This is a genomic window from Oceanotoga teriensis, from assembly GCF_003148465.1.
GTDB lineage: Bacteria > Thermotogota > Thermotogae > Petrotogales > Petrotogaceae > Oceanotoga > Oceanotoga teriensis.
Map to the genome: position 1 here is coordinate 1 of NZ_QGGI01000033.1, position 11,183 is coordinate 11,183.

Annotated in this window: 10 protein-coding genes; all 10 read right to left on the reverse strand. The window is 35.6% G+C overall.

The genetic code is table 11. The features are described from left to right. Positions 1-30: 30 nt before the first annotated feature. Positions 31-1,353: an ISL3 family transposase gene (locus tag C7380_RS13040; RefSeq protein ID WP_009384779.1), complete on the reverse strand. Its 1,323-nt coding sequence runs from the start codon at positions 1,351-1,353 to the stop codon at positions 31-33. 414 nt (positions 1,354-1,767) lie between these two features. After that, on the reverse strand, positions 1,768-2,112 hold the full coding sequence (locus tag C7380_RS13050) for an ArsR/SmtB family transcription factor (protein ID WP_070466883.1): 345 nt from the start codon (positions 2,110-2,112) through the stop codon (positions 1,768-1,770). A gap of 276 nt (positions 2,113-2,388) precedes the next feature. Then, a complete protein-coding gene (locus C7380_RS13055; RefSeq protein ID WP_109606637.1) occupies positions 2,389-3,708 on the reverse strand; it encodes an IS1380 family transposase in 1,320 nt (439 codons plus the stop codon). 152 nt (positions 3,709-3,860) lie between these two features. Beyond that, entirely contained in the window at positions 3,861-4,304 is a 444-nt protein-coding gene (locus C7380_RS13060) for a small multi-drug export protein (protein WP_032490933.1), read from the reverse strand. A gap of 31 nt (positions 4,305-4,335) precedes the next feature. Further along, positions 4,336-4,914 carry a TetR/AcrR family transcriptional regulator gene (locus tag C7380_RS13065; RefSeq protein WP_032490934.1) on the reverse strand — a complete coding sequence of 193 codons (579 nt, stop codon included), beginning with the start codon at positions 4,912-4,914 and terminating at the stop codon, positions 4,336-4,338. Between the two features lie 170 nt (positions 4,915-5,084). Next, entirely contained in the window at positions 5,085-6,485 is a 1,401-nt protein-coding gene (locus tag C7380_RS13070) for an ISLre2 family transposase (RefSeq protein WP_109606639.1), read from the reverse strand. Between the two features lie 125 nt (positions 6,486-6,610). Next, positions 6,611-8,557, reverse strand: coding sequence for a heavy metal translocating P-type ATPase (locus C7380_RS13075; RefSeq protein WP_091404662.1), 1,947 nt, complete (start codon positions 8,555-8,557; stop codon positions 6,611-6,613). Between the two features lie 245 nt (positions 8,558-8,802). Then, the gene (locus C7380_RS13080; RefSeq protein ID WP_109606641.1) at positions 8,803-9,708 is read right to left on the reverse strand and encodes an IS3 family transposase; all 906 of its coding nucleotides are present in this window, start codon (positions 9,706-9,708) and stop codon (positions 8,803-8,805) included. After that, on the reverse strand, positions 9,603-10,355 hold the full coding sequence (locus C7380_RS13085; RefSeq protein ID WP_091404665.1) for a helix-turn-helix domain-containing protein: 753 nt from the start codon (positions 10,353-10,355) through the stop codon (positions 9,603-9,605). Before C7380_RS13085 ends, C7380_RS13080 begins: the two co-directional genes overlap by 106 nt. A 203-nt stretch (positions 10,356-10,558) precedes the next feature. Next, entirely contained in the window at positions 10,559-10,777 is a 219-nt protein-coding gene (locus C7380_RS13090; protein ID WP_010731340.1) for a heavy-metal-associated domain-containing protein, read from the reverse strand. Positions 10,778-11,183 lie beyond the last annotated feature (406 nt).

An 11,183-nucleotide genomic window follows, 5' to 3' on the forward strand; every position in this document is an offset into this window, starting at 1 on the left:
GGGTATTCGGATTTTATGGTGGAAAAGGGCCTATAAGTTACTCTTTTCCAATTTCTTAATAAGTGTGGAAAAATCTACACCATAGTTGCCTGTTTTGTCTCGGTCTGTTATTTGATACGAATTGAAACTATCGTATAACATAGCTTTGCTGAATGCACTTGAATTAAATCGTGGCTTCCTCTTTTTATGGAGCTTTTCATTAAAAATTATTTTAGCTCGTAAGGCTTCAAATGAGTACCCTCTACCCATTCGTTCTACTTGCCTAATGATGCTATTTATAGACTCTGTATAAGCGTTAGTGAGCCTTTTATCAAAGTAATTGAAGATTTCATCCTGCCAGTTGTCTACGGCTCTTAATAGGTCTTTATAGGCGTTTTTAGAGTTGCTGGATAAACAGCATTGTCTCCAATACCTGTAACGATCTTTGGCTTGCTCAAGGTCATCTGTATCCCATATCAAGTAGAACTCTTCTTTAAGTTCGTAGGCTTCTTTTAGTTCAGGTAAATTACTTAACCAAGTATCCAAAAGGAATGAATCTCGTTCATTCAAGTCATGCTTTCGTTTAAGAAGGATATACCTCTCACGCATAAGGGTACGACTTTCTTTGGCTGTCATATTGGCTTTAAGAGACTTCCTAACACTATCCAAGGCTTGATTAGCCATTCGGACTACATGAAACTTATCTACAACTACTTTAGCGTGAGGTATAACTGTATTAACTGCGTCTTTGTAGGGCTTCCACATATCCATTGTGACATATTCGATATATGTATTGTCTTTAATTTCAGAAAGGCGTTGAATGACCGTATCTTTGTTACGATTGGGTTTTATGTCATATATAGTTCTACGTTCTACATTGGTCAATACAAGACGAGGTTTCTTGATAATGTGTATTTCGTCAATACCAAGCCATTTAGGAGTTTCAAACTGATATTCACGTTCTTTTAATGCCACATAGTCTTTAAAGATGTTCCTAACAGTTTTCTCGTCTACACCAACACTTTCAGCTACGTCTACGAAGGTCTTAGACAGAGATTGTTCTTCAATAGACCTTATAAGCCTTTTAGTCATACTACGCTTTTCGTCAATGGATATAAGGCGTTCCCAAAAAGTTGTGCCACATTCACGACATTTATAACGTCTGCGGTTTAATTGTAATCCTACTCGCTTTAAACGAATAGGCAGATCCATGATTAGTTGCTTTCTTGATGTATGTTTATATAGCCTGTCAAAGCCACATTGAGGGCAACGTACTGGTGGAAAAGTTGCTTCCACTTTAAACATCATGTCGGATTCATTTTCTTGTGGTGGTTCTATTGTTTTAAGATCTGGTAGTAATAATAAGTCTGACATATTGTTCATCCTTTACTACTCCGTGTTTTTCAAGTATAGATTTGATATCAAAATTAAAATTGTTAAATATTTTTTGTGACCACAAATGCTCTTAGAACATCCCATAAAGCATATACAATAGGTGATAGGAAAATAGTTTGGAAAATTCCTTTTGTAGAGTTTGCATTAAATAATGCACCCTATCGTTGGATAGCCTATGTACAAAAAAGGTTATCCTATAGTTGCACAGGATAACCTTCATTATTATTCAATTATGCAGTTGCACAGCTACAATCTTTGCACTCGCAAACTTCATCAGTACAATGATCTGCACATTCTTGATTACAATAAACTTTTCCATCAACCTCTACTTTGTTCTCACCAATAAGACAATTACAGTTAGAGCGTGCACATTTTTCCACTTTGAATCTCCTCCTATTTTGGTAAATCTTCTGTTAGGCACCATCCTTCGTGTAAAAGGCTGGTTACACAAAGATCAACAACTCGATACCGAATAAAATTTCCCTCACGAGACGAACGAACAATGCCCTTATCATCTAATCGTTGAAGTTGGTTAGAGATGGCTTGAGGTTTCATTTCGAGTTGTTCAGCCAACTCAGTAACGGATATGTTTGGTGTTCGATTCACTGCGTGTAATATCCGAAGCCTCGTGCCGTTTGAAAGGATTTTAAACGTTTCGCTCAATCCCTCCGCATAATCTATATCCAACAAAGGACGATCCGTTAGCTGAGGTTTAGGTGTATAACAATTTTCTTCCATTATTTCCTCCTCCATTTCACAATTACAATATATAGTGTAATTATTCATATGTCAAATTGCATTTCTTTGGAGTAATCCTGAATTATTCATACCTCTAAATGTGGATAACTATTTCTATTAAACTCACTGCTTTTTTAGACATTTTTAAGTATTAACTGTCTATCATGCCACTTTATATCCTTCTCGATTAGATCGAAAACAAAAAGATGGAAAAAAGAGTATAAAGACCCCTTGGTCTTACAATCGTCAAAAAATTAATATGATCTTCTGGAGTAGCTAATGCAACAGAACCAGCTGTTGAATATTCTCCAATATTGTCCAGAACAGTGAAGAGAAAACGTAACCTGTGGACAAGCGGACTTTTATTTTACGCGCATGTCGTGTCAGCCTTCCAGCAATGTGGAAAACTTTAAACCGAATAGTCGCCACCGTTGATTTTTTCTCTTTATCTGGGAATGTTAGCTCTTTCATCAAATGAATGACTGTATAGGCAATACAACTCATCATCATGCGAGCCTGATTCGCAAGAAACGTTGAACTATCGGTCTTGTCGAAGGAAAAACCATGTTTGATTTCTTTGATATAATTTTCCATTGTCCCTCTCTTTTGGTAGAGCTTGTACACTGTTTGGGCAGGTATATCAACGAAATTTGATACGATAAACTCAAACGTCGTAAATAAGAGTTCGCCAGCTTCTCGAGTGGCCTTTACAGCTACTTTACGAACCGTTTCCCAAGATTTAGCTTGATAATCAATCTTGAAATACTGTGATTCTTTATGTGTAAAGTCTGTATCTGGTCCGTAAAGGAACTTTTGTTGAGCCATGTTCTTCAGTCGTGCATTGACTTTTAAACGAATAATATACTTCACTTTTTCTTGCTCGCATAACTCATAGATCTCAGGTTTGGCAAAGCCACTGTCCCCTCGGACAGTTAAAAACATATCGCATGAGTGCTGTTTGTGTTGAGAGATGATGTCTGCTAAAAAGACTTCTGCATTGTTAGACGTGTACACATTGCCCGGACGAAGTTCGGCACCCAGAAACAGACCAGTCAGTCCATCAAAAGCCACTAAGGGATGATAACCCGTTGTTCCGTAGTGAGTATTGAAATCAGTCTGTTCTTGTTTTCCGAAGGTGTCTGAGTGAGTAGAATCCACGTCAATGATCATATGCTGTGTATTTTTTTGGCCGATATAGATAGTGGTCAATGCCTTGGCAATTGATTGAAGTTGAACGATATTCTCCTCCGACAGTTGATGAATAAAACGAGAAACCATCGACTGTGAACCTAAGGTCGTTTTATTTAGCCCCTGCTGAAAAACTGGATCGTGACGTAGCCAATTGGCTGAAGAATCCGTTGAGTAACCGGCTATTAACTGCACAAGAACCTGCATAAATAAATCAATATAGTCATGTGTACAATAGTTTCTTGAATCGTCAATATGCAATAACTCGTTAACCAGCTCTTTGAACTTGATCTTATGAAAAAATTCAAAGAGTAAAAGGAGACCGGAATCATTGGATAATTGACCGCCATCGTTTGACATAACCAAATGGGGATTGAATTGTAGTTGCTTTTCTTGTAAAGTTGACATTGAGCACACCTCTTGTTTTTGTTGTTTTGATCGACTTTACAATAACATAGAGTGTGCTCTTTTTGTATATTTTTTTCTTCACCCAACGGGTGAAGAAGGAATAGAGTGATAAACCTTATCAAAGCGGGATAAATGCCTGTTCTGACAAGGTACTATGAATTATTCAGGGTAATTCCATTTATAATTAATATCGTAATAATTAATCCAGTAATCCCAACACTAGTTGCACTATATATCCAAAGTTTTGCTCGATTAAACTTTAGTGCTTTAGCAATAACACCTATTGTCCAAACACCTGCTAAAGGAGTTAACAAAAGTATAACCCATGCACCATGCTTTTCTATGCGATTCTCCCATTTTCCATTTAGACTTTTTTCCATGATTTTTTTCATGAAATTAAATTTCATTAACCATTCATAGCATATATCCACAAACGGAATAACCATCCAATTTCCTAGTGAAGCCCATAAAAAAGCGTCAAACCAATTTAGCCCGGCTGCAAAACCTGCAGGTATTGCAATATAAATTTCAAAATAAGGAAAAAAACCTATGAACCAAGTTGAAAATGCTGCTCCAATATACTTAATAATTTCCAAAATTAAACCTCCAATCAAGTTTATTTAATTTTTAACTGCAAACACCTTTCCAAAAATATCTCCATAAATGATTCAATTTTTCATTACAATTTTGATTTGCTAATGAATCAATATATAAGTTTTCCAACAACATACGATATACACTTATGGCAGACGTTATCTCTTCTTCTGCCAACATTTTTTGTTTAGCACAATCAATAAAAATTCGTGATACTGTGTCGTCAATAAAATTATCATATTTTGCTAATAATTTATCTACAAGCGACAACAATTCACTGCTAGATAAAATTGCAACGCGCTTGCTGAAAGCTATCTCATCAGCGGTTAAAAAATCACTTTCTAGACAGACAGTTTTAAGCAAAATAAAAAGTTGTTCATCTAATGGTTTATCCCTCTCTACTTCAAGCAATTGTTTTATAGCAACGATACATTTATCTAGTATTTTTTCACAGGCAATAGTAAATATTTCATTTTTTCCACTATAGTGGGTATAAATAGAACCTTTCTTTATGCCAACTTGCTTTGCTAGATAGTCAACAGAAGTTCCTTCAAATCCATTTTCACCAAAGGATTTTATAAATTCTTCAATAATTAAATCTTTTGTTTTCATAATTCACCATCCTTAATACTAACTACCGGTAGTTAGTATTTTATACTAGGTGATTCCATTTGTCAAGTAATAGTGGTGATTTGTATGTGTCAATACTTTGGCGGAAACTTTTCTCTAGAGATGGTAACTCTTCAATTTTAATATTAAAATTGCTCATTCTGTGTGTTTCGTTACCCAAACATTTTCTTCAGTTGTCCCATTGGACTTGATGTGGAACTATAATTAGCTATTTCACCCATTTTAACCCCTATAGAAGGACGATGAATCTTTTTCAAAACAGCTCTAACAGCCCCTTTAAATTCAGGGACAATGGTTTGTTCAAATGCAGGTAGTTCCGCTCTCAAAGCTTCTAAAAGAGTTCCGTTTTTACGAGCTGAAATAATGGAAGCTAAGTTTCCAGCTCCTTTGGCTGAAAATCCACGCCCTTGGCGTTTCATACGGTAACTGTAGGGACGATGATTACTTTCACAAATACCTATTCCATTTTGGACAGGTAAGTCTCGCATTTTCAAGGGACAAATACTTTCCCAATTGCGTTCTAAATAAGCCCCTAATAGACGGAGATGCTCTTCTTTCTCAGTTCTTGTTTCTTCATCTTCTATGCGACTTTCTGTCGTCGCCAATACGCTAAGAACACGTTCTTTATCATAGGCACTCACAGCTTTTCTCATTTCAATAATCATAGGCTTATCAAAACTTAACCGTTGGTTTATTTTTTCATTCACATGGTAGGGATCTCTAAAGTGTTCATGCTTTTTGCATTTTCCAATAATCTGCTCAAATTTATCTTTTTCATACCCGCTGCCGCCATCACTGTTGGATACGATGATTGTTTCCCGAATATCATACATCGCTTCTAACCACTGCCCAGCTCGTTTAAAGGCTTCTTTACTAGATACTGTACTTTCAAAAACTTGGGATCCAATAAGGACTGGTCGCTTTTGTTTTCCTACGTACGTCACACCTTCATGAAATTGAACACGATGAAGCTCAGGATTTTTCTCGCCTCTTCCTTTTAGTAATAACCCGTCGCCTTCAATAAACAGCACAGGCACTTTCCTTTTTTCTTTTTGGGGTGTTTCAATATGACTCGGAGCTTCATCCGTCCATTTTTGAACTTTCTCACCTGTTTTTTGAACCATTTTATGAACGGTTGTATGACTTACTTGAAGCGGAGTTAAGAGGTTAATGGCATCAGCCGCCTTGCGATACACACCATCGGAGGCAACCTTAGCGGCTTTCATTTCAACTAAAGGTGAATAGCGAATATACTCTTCTAAGCCGATGGCTTCATCTAATGGTACAATGCTTTTTTCGCCATCTTTTCTCATGCGTCGTCGCCTAATCTCAACAGCCCCGTATGAGAACTGAACGGTACGTTTCATTGTTTTCTGTATATCGTATCCTTTTTCTTTATAAGTATGAATTAATTTCAAATCAATCATCTCGATTGCTTTGGAAACCAGCTCACACATGACTTTTGGAAGGTATTGATCTAATCGTATTTCACTGTCTAATAATGTTTCAGAATCCTTTAATATACTGGCAATTTCTGCTATAATTTGATTCATAAGAAGACCTCTTTTCTGGATTTGTGGTTATCTCTAGATTAAGGGTCTTCTTCCTTTTTGTCTACTTTAATTTCTTACCCTACTATTTTACTTTCCGACAACTATTTTACACATAGTTCTTTGGATTATTCTACATTAGTCAATGGAATATCACTTGCATTGTTTTTAGTTCTTATACCTTCTTTTTTCCATTGATATCTACGAAGGAACATTGCGTTTGCAATGATAATCAAGGCACTTCCTTCATTTATAATTAAACCTAATGTAAGAGGCATGACTCCGATCAAGGCAGTCACAACAAGGAACGCAACTATCGCTAACGAAATAGCAATATTTTGGTCTATTTTAGAAACTGTCTTTTTACTTAATTTTAGTGTATATACTAGTTGATCTAAATTATCCTGCATTAAAGCAATATCTGCTGTCTCTAGTGCAACGTCTGTTCCTTGAACTCCCATTGCAATACCTACATCAGCCTGAGCCAGTGCTGGTGCATCATTTACACCATCTCCTACCATCGCTACCTGCCCATACTGTTTTTGCAATTCTTTCACTGCGTTAATCTTATCTTCTGGAAGGAGTTCTGCTCTTACTTCATCAACGCCAAGTTCTTTACCAATTGCTTCACCTGTTAGTCTATTATCACCTGTTAGCATAACAACCTTTTTCACACCAGCTTCTTTCAAACTTTGAATAGCTTGTTTTGCATTTTCTTTGGGTCTATCAGCTACTGCAATCATCCCAAGTACTTCATTGGCAGTTCCTAAGAGCATGACAGTTTTCCCTTGTCCTTGCAGCTTTTCAATTTGCATGACGTGGTCTTTATTTATGTTTACTTTTAATTCGTTAAACAAGCGTGGATTTCCAATGTAGTAATTATTTCCGTTAATCTTACCTTTTGCCCCACGACCTGTAAGTGAATCGAATTCTTCTACATCTGGAATTGTAATCTTTTTGTTTAATGTTTCTTCCATAATCGCATCAGCTAAAGGATGTTCGGATTGTTTTTCAAGCGCACCAGCAATCTCCAATAATTGCTTATTTGAAAGGTCTGATACCGTTACAAGATCCGTGACCGAAGGCTTTCCAACTGTCAAGGTTCCTGTTTTATCAAATGCCACAACTTGAGTACTACCAGCTGATTCTATATAAATACCGCCTTTAACCATTACTCCACTTCGAGCTGCCGTTCCAATGCCAGTAACGACTGCGACTGGCACAGACAGTACTAATCCACAAGAACAAGAAACGACTAGTACCACTAAAGCTCTATATAACCATTCATCAAAAGGTTGACCAAAGAAAAGGGGAGGTACAATAGCCACAATGATCGCTAATACAAACATGGCTGGCGTGTAAATGGCACCAAATTTCTCACTGAACCGCTGTCCTTTCCCTTTTTTCATTTGTGCGCCCTCTACTAATTTAATAATTTGGGCTAGGGTTGTATCTTGAGCAAGTTTAGTCACTTCTATTTCCAATGCACCACGTTCATTTAATGTTGAAGCAAATACCTCATCTCCTAATTGTTTTGATACAGGTATTGACTCTCCAGTAATGGAAGCTTGATCAACTGTAGTTGAACCTTTAGTGACTACACCATCAACTGGTATTTTTTCTCCGGGACGTACCAGAACGATATCTCTGATTTCCACTTGTTCTGTCAATATACGCATTTGACGACCATTTCGAATGACTGTTGCTTCACTAGGGGCTAATTCAACTAATGCTCTAATTGCATTTCTGGCTTTATCTGATGCGTATGATTCCATTAATTCACCTAAAGAGAAAATAACGACAAGCCCCGCAGCTTCTCCCCATAATCCTAGATAAATAGCTCCAATTACTGCCGCAATATGCAATGTATTAATGGAGGGACTTCCATTTCTTAATTCAACCCATGCACTTCTTGCTGGATAGATCCCTCCAACAACAATTGCAATACTATATAAAATAATCGCCCACATTTCAGGTAGACCGAATCCAATTTCTGCAATCAGTGTAAATGCTGTGACGGTTGCGGCAATAATCAACAGTATTGTCCTTGGGTGTTTATACCACCTTGTATTCATTTCTGTGTTCCCCTGAACTGACCCCTGTCAAGTAGACAGATAAAAAAATAAGTTTTTTTGAGACTAGAATTATCTAGTCTTTTTTTAATTACAAAATACAAATATTTTTTTACAGTTAGCTATTTTTTGTCTCTTTGCCTTAGGATATATAATCGGGATTCATCCCGATTATATATCCTAAGGCAAAAGTGTCATCACTTAACGAACTGCAACAACTTTAGTCATTTTAAAATCTAATAAACTATCTATTTAGTATTCACTGGTATCTTTAACCCCATAGACAAAGAAACCCGTTTTGAGTTATAGAATTCAATGTAAGTATTAATAGCATCCTCTAGGTCTTCAAAAGTTTCAAAGTGCTTTCTTCTATAACATTCATCCTTAAGGATGCCCCAGAAACTTTCCATAGGCCCGTTATCAATACAATAGCCTGGTCTCGACATACTTTGTATAACCTCATTTCTCTTTATATATTCTTTGAACCAATGGGAAGTATACTGATAACCACGATCACTATGTATCAAGGTCTTATTTGGTAACAGTTGACCTTCAATTTGCTTAAATGTTTCAGCTACGAGGTGGTTGTTATTGGAAATTCCTAATTTCCACGCAATAATTTTCTTCTCACCATAATCCAAAACTGCACTCAAATAGGCTTTAGAGTGGTTATTGTATTTTAATTCTGTTACATCAGTTAACAGGACTTCATTTGCTTTATACATTTTTTTGAATTCGCGATTTAACACATTTTCAGCTACATTTTGTGGTTTATGCGGTTTATAGTGGTATCGTTTCTTACGAATAACTGATTTTATACCTAAATGAGTCATTACTCTGTATACACATTTATGATTAGCTTTCTCCTCACAATAGTGATTTAAATAAATCGTCATTCTCCTATATCCATATATACCATTAACTTCTTCATTCACGTCAATAATTGTCTTCATGATATTATTTAAGCGTATTTCCTCAGCCGTCGGCTTTCGTTTTAACCACTTATAATATCCAGCACGACTAACCCCTAATACCTGACATAAAAGAGTTATTTTGAATCCTTTTTCTTTGAGGCAGGAGATGGTTTGAAATTCCGCTTCATATCGTGCTCTTTTAATATCGACCCTCTTTCTATCTCCTCGAGCTTTTTTAATACCGCATTCTCTGTTTTTAAGTACTCATTTTTAGCTTTTAAAGCAGCTATTTCTGTACGTAACTGTTCAGTTTCAGTTTGAATCGTAGAAGGTTTTCGGCGTCCTCGCCCATCTATTAGGCCTTCACTTCCATGTTTTTTATATTTTTGAACCCATGAGTAAACGTTATTATAAGATACTTGATATTTTTTGGCTGTTTGCACATATGATAAGTTATTGGATAAACAATCCTTGACAATTTCTATTCGCTCACTGGTCGTTGTTTTTCTCATTTTCATAGTGTACACCTCGGGTTTCGTACTGTAACTCTTACTACTTTTACCCTCAGTATACTTCATTATCCAATAACTTACAGTTGATACAGCAGGAACATTGAATCTTAGTGTTAGATCTCGAAGAGATCCCTCATCATTTAAATAAGCATTAACTACCTTTTGTTTAAATTCTTCAGAATATATATTATTTAATTTTCTAGGTTTCAAGGCCTCTAAACCATACTTTCGATATTTATTAACATATTGATAGAATATTGTATTATGTATCGATAACCCATACTCTTTTACCAAAGTTGGATAATTTATACCATCTTTGATGAACATCAGAATATATTTTTCTAACACATCTGCAGAATATACTTTTCTATTCATAAAAAAATCCCCTCTAAAGTAGACTTATTTTATTAAGTGTCTACTTTAGGGGGAGCATATCACCCCCTTATTTATGTTCCATTTTTAAAATGTAATCAAAAAAATTGATATGTTTTTATTCATTTGATAGGAAAAGATAAATTAAATACTAAACCCCACTCAAAAGTTAATTAAAGGGATAACATTAAGTGGAAAAACTGGAGTTATTTAACTACAGGGTGACCTACTTTTTTTAATTTATCAGCAATGTCGTCAAGAGTTACTCTGGAATCATCATAAGTTACAGTTAATTTTTCCGCAAAAAAGTTAGCCTCTGTACTTTGAATTCCCTTTAATTTTTTCAAAGCTTTTTCAACTGTTGTTGCACATGAAGGGCAATCCAAACCTTCCACTTTTAGAACATCAGTTTTTGCTGAATTCATTTTAAATTCCTCCCTTTTATTTAAGTAAAACGATAATACTTTTTATTACCAATTTCACAATTACATTGTATAGTGTAATAGTATTGTTGTCAATTCCTATATCTTATATTAATGACTGTCCTTTAATTAATCTGCTACATAGGTACAAATACAATAATTCGAATACCTCGATACAGTATAAGTCATAACAATAAGGTCTGTTTTCCAGTATGTCACACACTTTTTCCATGTATTGTGCCATAAATTTTCTTAGCTCTTGTTCGTTAGACTATTTTAACTTTCTCACGTATCTCTCGTATTTAATTGATACATTTATGACACTTAGTATTCCACCAGATATTCCGATTTGAACACTAATTATTTTTAAACTTTAAAAAGATAATTCCACTATAAAATCCGAAGACCC

Bases quoted from the DNA above. Each gene is read 5' to 3' on its own strand.
- C7380_RS13055 (WP_109606637.1), bottom strand. From the start codon at position 3,708: ATGTCAACTTTACAAGAAAAGCAACTACAATTCAATCCCCATTTGGTT.
- C7380_RS13065 (WP_032490934.1), bottom strand. From the start codon at position 4,914: ATGAAAACAAAAGATTTAATTATTGAAGAATTTATAAAATCCTTTGGT.
- C7380_RS13070 (WP_109606639.1), bottom strand. From the start codon at position 6,485: ATGAATCAAATTATAGCAGAAATTGCCAGTATATTAAAGGATTCTGAA.
- C7380_RS13050 (WP_070466883.1), bottom strand. From the start codon at position 2,112: ATGGAAGAAAATTGTTATACACCTAAACCTCAGCTAACGGATCGTCCT.
- C7380_RS13075 (WP_091404662.1), bottom strand. From the start codon at position 8,557: ATGAATACAAGGTGGTATAAACACCCAAGGACAATACTGTTGATTATT.
- C7380_RS13040 (WP_009384779.1), bottom strand. From the start codon at position 1,353: ATGTCAGACTTATTATTACTACCAGATCTTAAAACAATAGAACCACCA.
- C7380_RS13090 (WP_010731340.1), bottom strand. From the start codon at position 10,777: ATGAATTCAGCAAAAACTGATGTTCTAAAAGTGGAAGGTTTGGATTGC.
- C7380_RS13085 (WP_091404665.1), bottom strand. From the start codon at position 10,355: ATGAATAGAAAAGTATATTCTGCAGATGTGTTAGAAAAATATATTCTG.